At 70.6% G+C, this 15,871-nt stretch carries 15 protein-coding genes; 3 read left to right on the top strand and 12 right to left on the bottom strand.

Annotation, left to right across the window (positions count from 1 at the left end):
- Nucleotides 1-30: 30 nt before the first annotated feature.
- A complete protein-coding gene (locus tag OG709_RS14105; protein WP_250301908.1) occupies nucleotides 31-642 on the bottom strand; it encodes a winged helix-turn-helix domain-containing protein in 612 nt (203 codons plus the stop codon).
- Between the two features lie 85 nt (nucleotides 643-727).
- Between OG709_RS14105 and def the strand changes: the two genes are divergently transcribed.
- Together def and OG709_RS14115 are read left to right on the top strand one after the other, a co-directional pair.
- The gene (def, locus tag OG709_RS14110) at nucleotides 728-1,387 is read left to right on the top strand and encodes a peptide deformylase (protein WP_266642684.1); all 660 of its coding nucleotides are present in this window, start codon (nucleotides 728-730) and stop codon (nucleotides 1,385-1,387) included.
- Between the two features lie 121 nt (nucleotides 1,388-1,508).
- Nucleotides 1,509-2,111: a Uma2 family endonuclease gene (locus OG709_RS14115; RefSeq protein WP_406116446.1), complete on the top strand. Its 603-nt coding sequence runs from the start codon at nucleotides 1,509-1,511 to the stop codon at nucleotides 2,109-2,111.
- 15 nt (nucleotides 2,112-2,126) lie between these two features.
- Here OG709_RS14115 and OG709_RS14120 read toward each other — a convergent pair whose 3' ends face one another.
- From OG709_RS14120 to OG709_RS14130, 3 genes are all read right to left on the bottom strand, one after another.
- Nucleotides 2,127-2,756 (bottom strand): Uma2 family endonuclease, encoded by a 630-nt coding sequence (locus OG709_RS14120; RefSeq protein WP_250301906.1) that lies wholly within the window; start codon nucleotides 2,754-2,756, stop codon nucleotides 2,127-2,129.
- A gap of 149 nt (nucleotides 2,757-2,905) precedes the next feature.
- The gene (locus tag OG709_RS14125) at nucleotides 2,906-3,268 is read right to left on the bottom strand and encodes a VOC family protein (RefSeq protein ID WP_266642681.1); all 363 of its coding nucleotides are present in this window, start codon (nucleotides 3,266-3,268) and stop codon (nucleotides 2,906-2,908) included.
- A 10-nt stretch (nucleotides 3,269-3,278) separates the two neighbouring features.
- A complete protein-coding gene (locus OG709_RS14130) occupies nucleotides 3,279-4,064 on the bottom strand; it encodes a trans-aconitate 2-methyltransferase (protein WP_329166361.1) in 786 nt (261 codons plus the stop codon).
- Between the two features lie 118 nt (nucleotides 4,065-4,182).
- Here OG709_RS14130 and OG709_RS14135 point away from each other — a divergent pair, with 118 nt between their 5' ends.
- Nucleotides 4,183-4,677, top strand: coding sequence for a MarR family winged helix-turn-helix transcriptional regulator (locus tag OG709_RS14135; protein ID WP_250301903.1), 495 nt, complete (start codon nucleotides 4,183-4,185; stop codon nucleotides 4,675-4,677).
- Here OG709_RS14135 and OG709_RS14140 read toward each other — a convergent pair.
- The 8 genes from OG709_RS14140 to OG709_RS14175 all read right to left on the bottom strand — a co-directional run bounded on the left by OG709_RS14140 (nucleotide 4,639) and on the right by OG709_RS14175 (nucleotide 15,818).
- Entirely contained in the window at nucleotides 4,639-5,475 is an 837-nt protein-coding gene (locus OG709_RS14140; protein ID WP_266642679.1) for a response regulator transcription factor, read from the bottom strand. The genes OG709_RS14135 and OG709_RS14140 overlap by 39 nt on opposite strands.
- A gap of 99 nt (nucleotides 5,476-5,574) precedes the next feature.
- Complete coding sequence (galK, locus tag OG709_RS14145; RefSeq protein ID WP_250301901.1) at nucleotides 5,575-6,705, bottom strand: galactokinase; 1,131 nt, start codon at nucleotides 6,703-6,705, stop codon at nucleotides 5,575-5,577.
- Nucleotides 6,706-6,708: 3 nt separating this feature from the next.
- The gene (galE, locus tag OG709_RS14150; protein WP_250301900.1) at nucleotides 6,709-7,701 is read right to left on the bottom strand and encodes a UDP-glucose 4-epimerase GalE; all 993 of its coding nucleotides are present in this window, start codon (nucleotides 7,699-7,701) and stop codon (nucleotides 6,709-6,711) included.
- Nucleotides 7,698-8,759, bottom strand: a complete 1,062-nt coding sequence (gene galT, locus OG709_RS14155) for a galactose-1-phosphate uridylyltransferase (protein WP_266642676.1) — start codon at nucleotides 8,757-8,759, stop codon at nucleotides 7,698-7,700. Before galT ends, galE begins: the two co-directional genes overlap by 4 nt.
- Before the next feature lie 249 nt (nucleotides 8,760-9,008).
- On the bottom strand, nucleotides 9,009-9,710 hold the full coding sequence (locus OG709_RS14160) for a response regulator transcription factor (protein ID WP_250301898.1): 702 nt from the start codon (nucleotides 9,708-9,710) through the stop codon (nucleotides 9,009-9,011).
- 243 nt (nucleotides 9,711-9,953) lie between these two features.
- The gene (locus OG709_RS14165) at nucleotides 9,954-11,864 is read right to left on the bottom strand and encodes an outer membrane protein assembly factor BamB family protein (RefSeq protein WP_266642674.1); all 1,911 of its coding nucleotides are present in this window, start codon (nucleotides 11,862-11,864) and stop codon (nucleotides 9,954-9,956) included.
- Nucleotides 11,865-11,910: 46 nt separating this feature from the next.
- Nucleotides 11,911-13,779, bottom strand: a complete 1,869-nt coding sequence (locus tag OG709_RS14170) for an outer membrane protein assembly factor BamB family protein (RefSeq protein WP_250301896.1) — start codon at nucleotides 13,777-13,779, stop codon at nucleotides 11,911-11,913.
- A 230-nt stretch (nucleotides 13,780-14,009) separates the two neighbouring features.
- Nucleotides 14,010-15,818: an ABC-F family ATP-binding cassette domain-containing protein gene (locus OG709_RS14175; RefSeq protein ID WP_250301895.1), complete on the bottom strand. Its 1,809-nt coding sequence runs from the start codon at nucleotides 15,816-15,818 to the stop codon at nucleotides 14,010-14,012.
- Between the last annotated feature and the right edge of the window lie 53 nt (nucleotides 15,819-15,871).

Raw genomic sequence — 15,871 nt, forward strand, 5'->3', positions numbered from 1 at the left:
GGCCCCGGCCCGCCGTCCGGTCCGGGCAGCTCAGGCCGACGGTGGCTGCCCTGGGTTCTCGGGCAGCAGGGGGAACAGCCGGGTGACCGCCGCTACCGCTGCGGTGCCCGCGGGGCGTGTGGCGGGGTTCCGGTCCCGTTCGCGGTAGCCGGCCAGCAGGTGGCGGACGGCGGCGGCCAGTTCGGCCGTCTCCGCCGGGGTGAGGTGGAGTACGGCGCTGAAGGATTCGTCCTGCTGCCACTCGGCCGGCGCCTGCTCCCGGTGGGCCAGCCAGTGCTGGTAGCTCTCGTCCTCCAGTCCGCGTGCGAGCGCGTCGAACTCTTCCGGCGTCTGCTGCCCCGACGGCTGCCCCGACGGCTGACCGGACGGCTGGGAGGGCGCCCAGCGGAGCTGCCACGGCCGGGCCCGCCCGCCGTCGTGCGGCGCTTCTTCGATGAGGCCGTGCCGGGCGAGCTGGCGCAGGTGGAAGGAGCAGAGCCCGGAGCTGTGGCCCAGGCGGGCCGCTGCCTGCGTGGACGTGACGGTGCCGGTCTCGGCGAGCAGGTCCAGCAGGGCGATACGCACGGGATGGTCGGGGAGGACCTGCCGGGCGCGGTTCAGCAGCGGGTTCTCGGATGCGGCTTGACGTTTCTCATCGCTCACTTTGCAAAGAGTGCTACTTTGCAAAGCGGTCGGTCAAGTCGGGCGGCCGGGGCACGCGTTGCACGCGCGGAAGGCGTTGATACTCATGGCTGGTCGGTCCGGTGACACCGCACAGGACCGCCGGGTACGCGTGCTGGGCGAACCCGTCGATTCCTACCCCCGGCTCGTACCGGAGGCCGGACGGGGTGCGGTGCGCCGCATCACCGTCGTCGGGGAGCAGATCCTGCACCGCCGGTGCCAGGAGGTCACCCGGTTCGGCACGCCGGAACTGTCACAGCTGGTGGACGACATGTTCGCCACGAACCAGGTGGCGGAGGGCGCGGGGCTCGCCGCCAACCAGGTCGACGTGGACCTGCAGTTGTTCGTATGGGACATCACGGACGAGTGGGGGGTGCGCCACGTCGGGCACCTCGCCAATCCCGTCCTGGACGAGATCCCGGCCGAGCGGCGCGAGCTGATCGAGGAGCCGGAAGGCTGCCTCTCCGTGCCCGGCCCGTACCGCGTGGTGCCCCGCCCGGACCGTGCCGTCGTACGCGGCCGTGACAAGGACGGCAGGCCGCTGGTGATCGAGGGCCGGGGCTACTTCGCCCGCTGCCTGCAGCACGAGACGGACCACCTTCACGGCCGCCTGTACCTGGACCGGCTCGCCCAGCGGGAACGGAAGACGGCCCTCCGTGAAATGGCCGCGTCGAAGGACGAGATGCTCGCCCGGCGTGCCGCCAGGGCCAGGGATCTGGGCAAGTGAGTCAGGTGCCCGTGGGGGCTGAAGTCGCCATCGGGCGGGGTGTCACTCTTCGTGATGACGCTGCCGGATCCTGACCGCTACCTTGGAAGGGCAGGCCGACAATCCCCCCATGGGAGGCACCATGACCGCCGAGTCGATCGCCGAACCGGGCTGCCGCTGGCCTGTGCCGCCACAGGACGGCTACACCGTGGACGATCTGTTCACGCTGCCTGATCTCCCGCCTCATACAGAGCTGATCGACGGGAGCCTGGTATTCGCGAGTCCTCAGCGGGATTTTCACAGCACAGTGATCGACCTGCTGATGGCCGGGCTGCGTCGCACCGTGCCCCCGGAGCTGAAGGTCCGCCGGGAGATGACCGTGGTTCTGGACCGGCGCAATGGGCCCGAACCCGACATCTGCATCGTTCGGGCCGAAGCACGGGCGCACCTTGAACAGACCCGCTTCCAAGCCGCCGACCTCCTGCTCGCCGTCGAGGTCGTCTCCCCCGACTCCGAGTCCCGTGACCGCGACACCAAGCCACGCAAGTACGCCGCGGCCGGTATCCCGTACTTCTGGCTCGTCGAGATGGCCGGGGCGGACCAGCACCCGGTCGTACGTGTCTACGAACTCGACCCGCTGTCCAAGACGTACGCGCTGTCCGGCATCCATCACGACCAGCTCAAGGTCACCGTTCCGTACGACATCGACATCGACATCACGCTGGGCACCCTCGAGCAGCTCTGACCGGGATCCCGGCAGTCAGCTCCGGGTGATGTCCGCGCCGATGACGAAGCCCTTCGCCGGGCCCTCCTGGATCACCGCGTCCGTGCCGTACGGGACTCGGTGCTCGTCGGCGTAATTGGCCTTTTCCGAGTTGGGCGACGCCAGTACGACGACCGTGCCGTCGCCGTCGTGGTCGTCGACGAGGACGTAGAGCGAAATGCCCGCGCGGGCGTATTCACGGCGCTTGCGGACCCTGTCCCGCTGCTCGTTCCGGTGCCCCGGGGAGACAACCTCGATGACCATGGAGACCCCGGCGGCATCGACTCCGAGACCTTCCTCGTCCGGGATCTGGTCCAGATCGAGCGGCGCCACGAAGAGATCCGGAATCCACGATTTCCGGTGGTGGATCACGTTGATGTCATGGTGGACGACGTCTCCGTGATCTCCGCCCGCCAGGTGAGCGTCCAGCGCCCGGCGGATTCGTCCGATGAGCACGCCGTGACGGCGACGGCCAGTAGGTGACACCTCGATGGACCCCTCGATGATCTCGGCCCGGTAGCCCTCGGGGAGATCCATGGCTTTCCACGCCTGCCAAAGGACCTCGTCCAGGTCGGAGACCGGGTATTCGTCCACAGCCGGGGAAACCTCGTGTGCGAGAGCGGTCATCGTGAAGCACCTCCTCCATCAGTGTGGGCGCGGGCGCCACTGCGGCACAAGCGACACCGCCAAGCTAGGAGCCCCTGCGGCCCGCTGGGCCGGTATGCGGTCCGATCATCCGAAAGGGTGAGATCTGGCAGGTCAGAGGGGTCGGGAGGTCAGGACACCGGTTCCAGGAATTCGATGCGGTTGCCGACCGGGTCCCAGGAGTAGAAGCGGCGGTGGCCGGGGAGGTTGCCGTCCCAGGTCACCTTCGCGCCGCGGGCCGTCAGCCGTTCCGCGTACGCCTCGATGTCCGTGACGCGCAGCGCCGGGTGGGCCTTCGCGGACGGGCGGAATCCGTCCTCCGTCCCGAGGTGCAGCTGTACGGGCCCGGCCTGGAACCAGCAGCCGCCGCGGGCGGCGAGGACCGGCGGTTTGGGGATCTCCGTCATCCCGAGTACCCCTGCGTAGTACGCCCGCAGTTCCGCCTCGGTGCCGGGCGGGGCGGCGAGCTGGACATGGTCGAGTGCGGCGATCATCGGGACTCCTTCAGGACTTCTTGCGGGCGACGGCGAAGATGCGGCGGAACGGGAAGACCGTGCCGTGCGGGCCCGGCGGGTAGGCCGCCCGGAGCAGGTCGCGGTACTCGGCGAGGAAGGCCCCGGTGGCCTCCGGGTCGTCGGCCAGTGCGGTGAGGACCGGGCGCAGGGCCGTTCCCTTGACCCAGTCCAGGACCGGGTCGTCGCCGGTCAGGAGCTGGAGGTAGGTCGTTTCCCAGACGTCCGCGGCGCAGCCCAGGTCGGTGAGGCGGGTGAGGTACTGACCGGGCGCGAGGACGGCTGCGGTGCGGTCGCCGACGCCGCCCAGCCGGGGCTTCCAGCGGGCGGACTCCCGCAGGTCGGCGAGGATCGTGTGGCTGGGGGCGGTGAAGTTGCCGGGCACCTGGAAGGCGAAGGTGCCGCCGGGTGCGAGGGCGTCCAGCCAGTCGGGGAAGCGGTCGGCGTGGCCGGGGACCCACTGCAGCAGCGCGTTGGAGACGAGCAGGTCGTAGGGGACGGTGGGGGTCCAGGTCGCGGCGTCGGCGGGCCGGAAGGTCAGGCGCGGGCCCGCGTAACGCTGGGCCTGTTCCAGCATCTGCGGGGAGTTGTCGAAGCCGGTGACCCGGGCCTCGGGCCAGCGTTCGGACAGCAGCGCCGTGACGTTCCCGGCGCCGCAGCCGAGGTCGGCGATCCGGGTGGGTGTGCCGGTGATGCGGCTGAGCAGGTCGTGGAAGGGGCGGGTCCGATGGTCCGCGTGGCGCAGGTACTGCTGTGGATCCCAGGTGGGTGGCGTCATGGTGGAAGCATTCCCGCCAATGTGTCTCGATGTCAAGATAGTTATCCTTGAGATCATTGGAATCGAGATAGTTGAAATCAAGAGACTTCATGTCGAGGGACCCTTTACACTGATCGATATGGAGGACGAGGTCGACCGGCTGGTTGCTGCGTGGCGCCGAGAGCGCCCTGACCTCGACGTGGAACCGCTGGAGGTGCTCAGCCGGGTGTCCAGGCTGGCCCGCCACCTCGACCGGGCCCGTCGGCTGGCTTTCTCCGAGCACAATCTGGAGCCCTGGGAGTTCGACGTACTGACGTCGCTGCGCCGCGCGGGCGCCCCGTACCAGCTCTCCCCCGGTCAGTTGCTCACCCAGACGCTCGTCACCTCCGGCACCATGACCAACCGGATCGACCGGCTCGCCACCAAGAGCCTCGTCGAGCGGCTGCCCGACCCCAGCGACCGGCGCGGCGTCCTGGTCCGCCTCACCCCCGAGGGCCGTGACCGCGCCGACCAGGCGCTGGCCGGGCTGCTCGCCCAGGAGCGCGCGCTGCTCGCCGAGCTGTCGCGCACCCAGCGGGGCGAACTGGCCAATCTGCTACGCCAGTTGACCGCCCCGTTCGACAACATCCCCTAGCGGGTCGGCGCCCGCGGGTCCCACCCCGGCCCGTCTGGCCAGCGCGACCGCCGCCAGGGTGGAGTGCACACCCAGCTTCCCCAGCACGTTCTGCATGTGCGTACGGACCGTGTGCGGGGAGAGGAACAGCCGCTCGGCGACGGCTTTGCGGCCCAAGCCCGCCACCATGCAGCGCAGCACCTCGCGCTCCCGCGGCGTCAGCGCCTCGACGAGCCGCTCGCTCTCGGTGCGGTGCTTGCGGGCCGCGGTCAACTCCCGCAGGACGCCGGTGAGCAGCGCGGGCGGCAGATGCGTCTCGTCCCGCAGGACGCCCCGGATCACCGCGTGCAGCCGCTGGAGCGAACTGTCCTTGGCCACCCAGCCGGACGCCCCCGCCTGGAGCGCGAGGGCGGCTCTGCGCGGGTCGTCCTGCTCGGCGAGCACCACGATACGGACGGCGGGCCGGCCCGCGCGCACGACGGCGACCAGGGAGATGCCGTCGGCCGGGACGCTCTCCCGGGCGCCTTCCGCGCCGTCCGGGGACGGGGAGGCGGACGGGGACAGGGACGGCGACTGCGACGGGACGCGCCCCCGCGGGACCGTGACGCCGAGGTCGGCGTCGACGAGGAGCACGTCGTATCTTCGCCCGTCGGCGACGGCTCGCTCCAGACAGCGCAGCGCCGCGGGCCCGCTGCCGGCCGTGGTGACCTCCACGTCGGGCTCGGCGGCGAGAGCCGCGGCGAGCGACTCGGCGAAGATGCGGTGGTCGTCGGCGACCAGAACCCGGATACGAACCACATGAACCCCCAGAGCGCGCATCGGCCCCCACCGGTGCGGGTGGTTCAGCGTACGGGCGGTAACTGGAGCCCGTACGGTGATTGGGGACAATGCGCGGCCGGGAGCGCCGTGCGTGCGCCGTTACGAGACCCGTCGCGCCCCCGCGGAAGGCACCGCGGGGAAGATCCGCGGCGGTGTGTAACCGGCTGCCGCGAAGGCCTCCGTCACCGACTTCGCCACGGCGTCCGCGTGCTCCTCGCCGACCAGTACGATCGCCGATCCGCCGAAGCCGCCGCCGGTCATCCGCGCACCCAGCGCGCCGCCCGCGTTCGCGGACTCCACCACCAGGTCCAGCTCCTCGCACGAGACGTGCAGATCGTCCCGGAGCGAGGCATGCCCCTCCGTCAGGATCGGCCCGACGCCGCGCACATCGCCCGATTCGAGCAGTGCGATGGTCTGCTCCACCCGGTGGTTGTCGGAGACGACATGGCGGACGTAGCCGTGCACGACGGGGTCGGTGAGCTTGGCCAGCGCCGCGGGCAGTTCCCCGTACGGCACGTCGCGCAGCGCGGGGACGCCCAGGATGCGCGCGCCCTCCTCGCATCCGGCGCGGCGCTCCGCGTACGCGCCGTCGCCCAGCGCGTGCTTCACCCGGGTGTCGACGACCAGCAGCCGCAGCCCCTGCGCGGCCAGGTCGAAGGGCACCTGGCGGGTCGAGAGGTCACGGCAGTCGAGGTACAGCGCGTGGCCCTCGGTGCAGCAGGCCGAGGCGGTCTGGTCCATGACGCCGCAGGGAACACCCACGAAGGCGTTCTCCGCGCGCTGTGCGACCAGTGCCAACTCCTGGCAGCTCAGGCCCAATTCGTACAGGTCGTTGAGTGCGAGCGCGGTGACGACCTCCAGGGCCGCCGACGAGGAGAGCCCGCCGCCGGTGGGGACCGTGGAGCTGAGGTGGATGTCCGCGCCCGTTATCGCGTGGCCCGCCTCGCGCAGCGCCCAGACGATGCCCGCCGGGTAGGCGGCCCAGCTGGTGTTGGTGAGCGGCTCCAGCTCGTCGGTGCGGAGCTGGACGATGCCGCCCTCGATGTCCGCGGAGTACAGCCGCAGGACTCCGTCCGTGCGCCGGGAGACCTGCGCGACGGCGGTGTGCGGCAGGGCGAGCGGCATCACGAAGCCGTCGTTGAAGTCGGTGTACTCGCCGATGAGGTTCACCCGGCCCGGTGCGGCCCAGCTGCCCTCCGGGGCGGTTCCGTACAGCTCCTCGAAGCTCATGCCTCAGCAACTCCCCTGCTGTGAGATGCCACTGTCGTGGCGGATGTTCTGCGCGAAGGTCCAGGCGTCGGAGACGATGCCGGCCAGATCGGAGCGCGACGGGGTCCAGCCCAGCCGGTCGCGGGCGGTGTCGGCGGCGGCGACGAGCACGGCCGGGTCGCCCGCGCGGCGCCCGGCGGCGATCTCGGGGATCGGGTGGCCGCTGACCTTCCGTACGGTCTCGATGACCTCGCGGACCGAGAAGCCGCTGCCGTTGCCGAGGTTGCAGATCAGGTGCTCGCCCGGCGTCGACGCGTCGAGGGCGAGCAGATGGGCCTCGGCGAGGTCCGCGACATGGATGTAGTCGCGGACGCAGGTGCCGTCCGGGGTGGGGTAGTCGTCGCCGTACACCGAGATCGCGTCGCGGCGGCCCTGCGCGACCTGGAGGACCAGCGGGACGAGGTGCGACTCGGGGTCGTGGCGCTCGCCGTGGCTCCCGTACGCACCGGCGACGTTGAAGTACCGCAGCGAGGTCGCGGCCAGGCCGTGCGCCGCGCACTCACCGGCGATCATGTGGTCCACGGCCAGCTTGGTCGCGCCGTACGGGTTGGTCGGCGCGGTGGGGGCGCTCTCCTTGATCGGTACGCTCTCCGGCTCCCCGTAGGTCGCGGCGGTGGAGGAGAAGACCAGCGTGCGCACGCCCGCGGACCGCATCGCGGCGAGCAGCGCGGTGCTGCCTCCGACGTTGTTCAGCCAGTACTTCTCGGGGTTGACCACCGACTCGCCGACCTGTGAGGACGCGGCGAAGTGCAGCACTCCGTCGTACGAGGGGTCGAGCCACCGGGCGGCGTCCTGGATACGGCCCTCGATGAACGCGGCGCCCGCCGGGACGCCCTCCCGGAAGCCGGTGGAGAGGTCGTCGAGCACGGTCACCTCGTGACCGGCCTCCAGAAGGTGTGCGGCCACGACACTGCCGACATATCCCGCACCACCGGTGACCAGGTACTTCTTACTCACTTGCTCGCTACCTCTCGCAGTCGCTCGGCCGCGGCCTCCGGCGGCACGTCATTCACGAAGACGTTCATGCCCGACTCGGAACCCGCGAGGAACTTCAGCTTGCCCGTAGTACGGCGAATGGTGAAAAGCTCAAGATGCAGCGCGAATTCGTCCCGGTCGACACCGAATCCTTCCAGCTCGCCGAAGGGCGCCTGGTGCCATGCGGAGATGTACGGCGTCGGCGGCTCCCCCTCGCCGAAGATCCGGTCGAACCGCCTCAACAGTTCCAGATACATCTGTGGGAACTCTGTGCGCGCCTCCTCGTCGAGGTAGCGCAGGTCGGGCACGCGCTTGCGCGGGTAGAGGTGCACCTCGTACGGCCAGTGCGCGGCGTACGGGACGAACGCCACCCAGTGCTCGCCCGTGAGCACCACCCGGGTGCCCTCGGCCAGTTCGCGGGCGACGGTCTCGTCGAAGAGGTTCCGCCCGCCGCTGCTCTCCTGGAACGCCTCGGCGGAGCGGAGCATCAGCGCGGTGCGCGGGGTGACGAAGGGGTAGCCGTAGATCTGGCCGTGCGGGTGGCCGAGGGTGACGCCGATCTCCGCGCCCCGGTTCTCGAAGCAGAACACCTGCTTGACCTGGGGGAGTTCGGCGAGTTCCGCGGTCCTGTCGGTCCAGGCGCCGAGGACCAGTGCGGCCTGTTCCTCGGTGAGGTCCGCGAAGGAGGCGTCGTGGTCGGAGGTGAAGCAGACGACCTCGCAGCGGCCGGAGTCCCCGGCGAGCGAGGGGAAGCGGTTCTCGAAGACGGCGACGGCGTAGTCCGCGTCGGGGATCTCGCTCAGTCTGCCGTCCCGCGACGGGCAGAGCGGGCACTCGTCGGCCGGCGGGTGGTACGGGCGCTCCTGGCGGTGCGAGGAGACGGCGACCGCGTCACCGAGCAGCGGGTCGCGGCGGATCTCGGAGGCGGTGGCCACGGGGCCGAGGGGGCGCCGGTCGACGGCGGCACGCACCGCGTCGTCCCGGGAGTCGTAGTAGAGCAGTTCACGACCGTCGGCGAGTCGGGTCGATGTCTTCTTCACGCTGGCGCTCCTCGCCCACTCCCACCCAACAGAACCGAACACAACAAACCACAACTCAACAGAACAGTCAATGGGAGGGAATTGCTGAGTTGCGGCAAGCGCTTCCCTCAGGGCACGCCTGTACGCCCGCTCACGATCAAACAAAGAACACCAGGGGCTGACGGGCGCCTGGCTCATGGCATCCGGCGCCGCCCCGCTGCGGACGGCCGGTACCGGCCGAGGTCAGGCCCGGCGGCGGAGCGGCCGGTCTCAGCTCGGTTCCGGCGCGGCCGACGCACCCTCGGCGCGCTTCGTCGCGCGGTCGAGCAGCCCGGTGCGCGCCGCCAGCGCCGCGGCCTCCAGCCGGGAGCCGACACCGAGCTTCATCAGGACCCGCTGCACATGGGTACGGGCGGTGCTGGGCGCTATCCGCATCCCGGCCGCGATCAGCCGGGTGTCCTCGCCCTCCGCGACCCGTACCAGCACCTCGGCCTCGCGCGGGGTGAGCAGCTCCAGCAGCCGCAGCCCCTCGTCGTCCGGCTGGGCCGCCGGGTTGAGCAGTTCGGCGAAGGCCCCCTGCAACAGCTGCGGCGCGATCGCCGCCTCCCCCGCCCTGGCCTTCACCATGGCGCGCTCGACGCCCTCGATGCGCTCGTCGTGGCGCACGTACCCGCAGGCACCGGCGGCGAGCGCGGCGGCGATGCCGCGCGGGCTGGGCACCGGTCCCAGCACCAGTACGGCGATCTGTGGGCGCTCCTGCCTGATCCGGGTGATCGGGTCGAAGACCCCGGGCTCGGCGGGCATCGCCGTACCGAACAGGCACACCTCGGGCGCCCGGCTCACCACCAGTTCGGCCGCGCCCCCGGTGGGCGCCGCGGCGGCGAGCACCCGGTGCCCGCGGAGTTTCAGCGCCGAGGCCAGCGCCTCGGCGAGCAATCGGTGGTCGTCGACCACCATGAGCCGCACGCCCATCGAGCCCTTCCCCCCTGATACCCCTGCACCGGGGCCACCCCTGCCGTCGGCTCACCGGCGCACCGGCCCCCGCCTGCCCCGGCAAGTTACACGCTAGTTCGACGCGGCGCGCCCTCTACGGATCAGAAGCCCACCGGATTGTCTAATTCCCGGCCAATCAGGGCTATTCGCGGGCCGGACATGCGTGTGGGGGTGCCGCCCCGTCCTGGGCGGCACCCCCACATCACTGCGTCGGACCGGGTGTCAGCCCGTACCGAAGCCGATGGCCAGATAGCTCTTCTCCGACTCGGAGGTGAGGTCGCTGATCGTGTCGTCGGCCAGGTACAGCCGCCCGTTGGCGAACCGGATCTCGGCGTGGTCCGGCAGGAACGTCTGCTCCGCCCGGCGCACCGCCTCGTCCGCCGGGTTGTTCATCAGCACCGTCTCCTTGAGGGTGGTGCCGTTGATGGAGACGACCTGGCCGCCCTTGTCGTACGGGCCCGTCTTGTACGCGATGAGGTTGGAGCCGTCCATCCGCACCGGGTACGCGGCGTAGCCGGGTCCCGCGTTGGCCTTGCCCGGGGCCAGGTTGCCCGTGGCCAGGTCGAAGGCGACGATCTCGTTCGTCTGGCCGGCGCCCTCGCCGACACCGTCGTGCTTCTCCGTCGGGACGTACAGCCGGTCGTTGCCGACCGCCAGGTTGGTGCACGGCTGGACCTCGGTGCTGTCGCAGTCGCCGCCGTACTGGTCCGCGTCGGCGGAGATCCGGGCGCGCAGCTTGCCGGTCTTCCCGTCGATGGAGAAGTAGTCGGAGATGCTGCTGCCGTCACCCGCGCTGTCGTTGATGTCGGCGGCCACCACCAGTGGGTCCGAGGAGACGATGTGCCCGTACTGGATGCCCGACGGCATCCGGTACGTGGAGGCCGGTGCCCCCGTCTTCGGGTCCAGGGTCTGGATGCTGAGCTGCGGGTTCTCGTAGTCGCCGCACCGGCGCACGGCGACCAGGGCGTTGCCGCCGCCGTAACCGGCGTCCTCGCACCGGTCGGTGGTGGGCTTCGGCGACCAGCGCAGGGCGCCGCTCTCCAGGTCCCAGGCCGCGCCGCCGCTGAGGCTGCCCGCGGCGACGACGCCGGGGCCCACCGTGAGCTCGCTGACGTCGACCTTGCGGTCGCCGTCCTTGTACGACTTCTGCCAGAGCAGCTTGCCGGTGTCGAGGTCGAGTGCGCTGATCTCGGTGCAGCCCCAGTACGGCTTGGCCTTGGTCGGCACCTTCTCCTGGAAGCCGATCGCCGTCCGGTGGTCCTTGCTGACCTCGCTGCTGGCCACGCAGAGCGGTCCCGGCAGCGGCAGCTTCCAGACCTGGCTGCCCTTGACCGCGTCGTAGCCGATGATCTCGTTGACGCCGGACTTCACGTACAGCTTGTCCGTCATCCAGGAGCCGTTGACACCGGTGACGTCGGCGACCTTGGGCGCCGGGATCTGGAAGAGCACCTTGGAGTCGGTGTTCGCGGGCACCTTCTCCTTGCCGCCCGCGGTGCCGCTGTCGCCGCCGTCGCCCTTGCCGTCCTTGCCGCCGCCGGTCGGGCCCGCGGTGGACACCTGGTTCTTGTTGTCGTCCTTGCTCGACGAGTACACGAAGCCCGCGCCGACGATCAGCACGATCGCTACGGCCGCAGCGGTGATGATCTTCGCCTGGACGCCGAACTTCCCGCCTCCGCCGGAGCCGGAGCCGCCCGGACCGGCGCCCGGACCGCCGTACTGCGGCGTGGGCTGCGTCGGGAAGCCGTACGCGGGCGGCTGACCCTGCTGGTGCTGCGGCGGGTGGCCGTAGGGCGGCGTGGGCTGCTGGTGCTGCGGATAGCCGTAGCCGGGCTGGCCGGGCGGCGTCTGCGGATAGCCGTACGCCGGATCCTGCGGCTGACCGGGCTGCTGGTGCTGACCGGGCTGCGGCTGCTGGTGCTGCGGGTGGCCGAACTGCGGAGGCCCACCCTGCGGGGGCATCTGCGGCGGCGGTGCCTGCACGGGAGGTGCCTGCGGGGGCATCTGCGGCGGGGCCGGTGGCGGGTTGAGGGGCGGCGTCGGTGCGCCGTACCCCCCGGCCGGGGGCTGTGCCGGGGGCTGCTTGCCGAAACCCCCCTGCGGGGGTCCGTCGGGCGGCTGGGGCGGCTGCGTCATCGCTTTTCTGCCTTTGCGGAAGGGGAGTTGAGGGACCGGGGACAGCTCACTTGCCGAAGACCAGCATCGTCTTCTCGGTGTTGTCGCCCTTCTTGCCCCTGACCTGCCCGGACATCAGGAAGAACCGTCCGTCCTGGTAGGCGACCGTCTTCGAGAAGAAGGAGTTCTCGATGCTCGCGGTCGACTCCGGGTGCTGGAGGACCACCGTGGCCTTGCCGCCCGTAGGCGGGATGCTGACGACCGCGCCACCGCCGTCGTACGAAGGCTCCTTGTACGCGAGGAGGTTGGCACCGTCCATCCGCAGCGGCAGCATCGTGCGGTCGTCGTCCGCGGGCACCCGCCACTTCTCCTTGCCGGTGTTCAGGTCGAACGCCACGACGTCGTTGGCGCCGCTCTTCGCCTCGGTCGGCAGGTAGAGCGTGTTGGCGTCGGCGGCGGTGCCGGTGCAGCCCTGGAGGTCACGGTCGATGAAGGACATGCCGCACTCGGGCTGGAAACTGTCCTTGGTGGTCAGCTGGGAACGCCTGTCGCCCTTGTGCGTGAGGACGGAGATGTTCCAGGACTTCTTCTTCTCGTTGGTCGAGTAGATGACCAGCGGATCGACCGAGTAGACCTTCTTGACCTGCCAGCCCGCGGGCAGCCCGAACGTCCACTTGGACTTGCCGGTCGCCGGGTCCAGCTCCTGCACCTGCTCCGTCGCGTCCGGCTGGCCGTTCTTGGTGCACTCCTCGACCGCGATGAGCTTGCTGCCGCCCGCGAACGCGTCGGGCTGGCACGCCCCTTCGAACTTCCCGAAGATCTTGTGTCCGTCGGTGACCGAGAAGGCGCTGGAGGACCCCATCCGGCTGGCGGTCACGGTGTTGCCCGCGATCGTCAGCTCCACGGAGGTCATGATGTCGAACAGACCCTCCTTCGGGATCTCCTTCTTCCAGCCGCCCTTGCCCGTGGCGAGGTCGACGACCTGCAACTGGTTGCAGTCGGACTTGTCGGTGTCGTTGTTCTTGTACGCGATGACGATCTTGCCGTCGGCGGTGGCCTGGTGCGGCGCGGCGCAGATCGCGTGGTCGAACGGCAGCGTCCACTTCACCTTGCCGTCGCTCACCCCGTAGCCGACGACCTTCTTGTACATGGCGCGTACGACGGTGTCGCCGGCGAACCACATGCCGTAGCTCTCGGCGCCGTTCTGCGGCAGCGCGACGTCGTTCGTCTGCAGCCAGTCGACCTTGGCCTCACCGGGCTTGCGCCCGGCGTTGAGGTCGTCGTTCCCCTGACGGCCGTCCCCGGTGCCGTCGCCCCGGTCCACGCTTCCCGTCGGGGACGGCTTGTCGTCCGAGTTCTTGGTGTCGCTCGCGACCGGCTTCTTGTCGTCGCCGCCCCCGCCGACCGCGAAGTACACCCCGGCGCCCACCACGAGAAGCCCCGCGACGGCCGCACCTATGATGACGCCGGGCTTGCCCTTGAAGGGGTTCTTGCCACCGCCCTGAGGCGGGACCGGGGCGCCCGGGTACTGCTGCTGCGGGTAGCCGTACGGACCCTGCTGCTGACCGTAGGGTCCCTGCGGCGGCTGCTGCGCGTACGGGCCCTGCTGCGGCTGTCCGTAGGGACCGGCCTGCGGCTGTCCGTACGGTCCCGGCGCCTGCTGGGGCTGACCGTACGGGCCGGGCTGCGGCGCCTGCTGGGGGTAGCCGTAACCGGGCTGCGGCTGGGGCGGCGGCCCCTGGGGCGCGCTCGGCGGGCCGCTCTGCGGCGGACCCTGCGCGGGCGGCGGACCCGGCGGGGCCTGCGGCGGTGGCGGCATCTGCGGCGGCTGAGCGGGCGGCGGCGGGGCGCCGAAACCGCCCGGACCTTCACCGGGCGGATTCTGCGGAGCGCCGAAACCGCCCTGCGGCGGCTGCTGGTCAGGCGGCTGAGTCATCAGCACACACCTCTTCACGCGGGGTCCGCTGCCCGACCGGCCTCCCCCGCAATTCCGGCAGCCAGCGGCGCCGGAAAGGAGCGAATCGGGTGTGGATCCCACAGATCAACGTCAGTCGAGCGGGAGTTCTTTCTATCACCCGGAGTTCATGACAAGCAGGGCCGGTCCACCCCTGTTCCCAAGGGAGAACCGGCCCGTGATACCGCCGTTACGCGAGTCCCGCCGTACGGCTACGCGTCCTCCGCGAGCTCCAGCCAGCGCAGCTCCAACTCTTCACGCTCCGCCTTCAGTTCGCGCAGCTGCGCGTCCAGTTCGGCCACTTTCCCGAAGTCTGTGGCGTTCTCGGTGATGTGTGCGTGGAGCTTGCTCTCCCGGTCGGAGAACTTGTCCAGTTGGCGCTCGATCTTCTGGAGTTCCTTCTTCGCGGCGCGGCCGTCCTTCGACGACACGACGCCCGGGACGTCCTTCGCGGGGGCCTGGACAGCGGCCGGGGTGCGGGACTCGATGACCTTCTGGCGGCGCTCCAGGTACTCGTCGACCCCGCGCGGCAGCATCCGCAGGGCCTCGTCGCCGAGCAGCGCGAAGACCCGGTCCGTGGTCCGCTCGATGAAGAACCGGTCGTGCGAGATCACGATCATCGAGCCGGGCCAGCCGTCGAGCAGGTCCTCCAGCTGGGTCAGGGTCTCGATGTCGAGGTCGTTCGTCGGCTCGTCGAGGAACAGGACGTTGGGCTCGTCCATGAGCAGCCGCAGGATCTGGAGCCGCCGCCGCTCGCCACCCGAGAGATCGCCGACCGGGGTCCACTGCTTCTCCTTGGAGAAGCCGAACTGCTCGCACAGCTGGCCCGCGGTCATCTCCCGGCCCTTGCCGAGGTCGACCCGGTCCCGTACCTGCTGGACGGCTTCGAGGACCCGCAGCGTCGGCTTGAGTTCGGAGACCTCCTGCGAGAGGTGGGCGAGCTTGACGGTCCTGCCGACCTTGATCGTCCCGGCGGCGGGCTGGACATCGCCCTGCGTACGGGCCGCCTCGGCGAGCGCGCGCAGCAGCGAGGTCTTGCCCGCGCCGTTCACACCGACCAGGCCGATCCGGTCGCCGGGGCCGAGCTGCCAGGTCAGGTGCTGGAGCAGCGTCCTGTCACCGGCCCGGACGGTGACGTCCTCCAGCTCGAACACGGTCTTGCCGAGGCGGGCGTTGGCGAACTTCATCAGCTCGGAGGTGTCGCGCGGCGGCGGCACGTCGGCGATGAGTTCGTTGGCCGCCTCGATGCGGTAGCGGGGCTTGGACGTACGGGCGGGGGCGCCGCGCCGCAGCCAGGCGAGCTCCTTGCGCATCAGGTTCTGGCGCTTGGACTCCTCGGTGGCCGCGATGCGTTCGCGCTCGGCGCGGGCGAAGACGTAGTCGCTGTAGCCGCCCTCGTACTCGTGCACGGCGCCGCGCTGGACGTCCCACATGCGCGTGCAGACCTGGTCCAGGAACCAGCGGTCGTGGGTGACCACGACGAGCGCGGAGCGGCGGGCGCGGAGGTGGCCCGCCAGCCAGGAGATGCCCTCGACGTCGAGGTGGTTGGTGGGCTCGTCGAGCACGATCAGGTCCTGCTCGGCGATGAGCAGCTTCGCGAGGGCGATCCGGCGGCGCTCGCCGCCGGAGAGCGGGGCGATGACGGTGTCCAGGCCCTGCGGGAAGCCGGGCAGGTCGAGCCCGCCGAAGAGTCCCGTCAGTACGTCGCGGATCTTGGCGTTGCCCGCCCACTCGTGGTCGGCGAGGTCGCCGATGACCTCGTGCCTGATGGTGGCTGCCGGGTCCAGCGAGTCGTGCTGGGTGAGGACGCCGCTGCGCAGGCCGCCGTTGTGGGTGACCCGGCCGGTGTCGGGCTCCTCCAGCTTGGCGAGCATCCGGATGAGCGTGGTCTTGCCGTCGCCGTTGCGGCCCACGACGCCGATGCGGTCGCCCTCCGAGACGCCGAGAGAGACACCGTCCAGCAGGGCACGGGTGCCGTAGACCTTGCTGACGGCCTCGACGTTGACGAGGTTGACGGCCATTGACGCTCCTGGGAAGGGGATGGATCGGCCTCCAGGGTACGGCGCGGCGACGG

This window comes from Streptomyces sp. NBC_01267, assembly GCF_036241575.1.
Classification (GTDB): domain Bacteria; phylum Actinomycetota; class Actinomycetes; order Streptomycetales; family Streptomycetaceae; genus Streptomyces.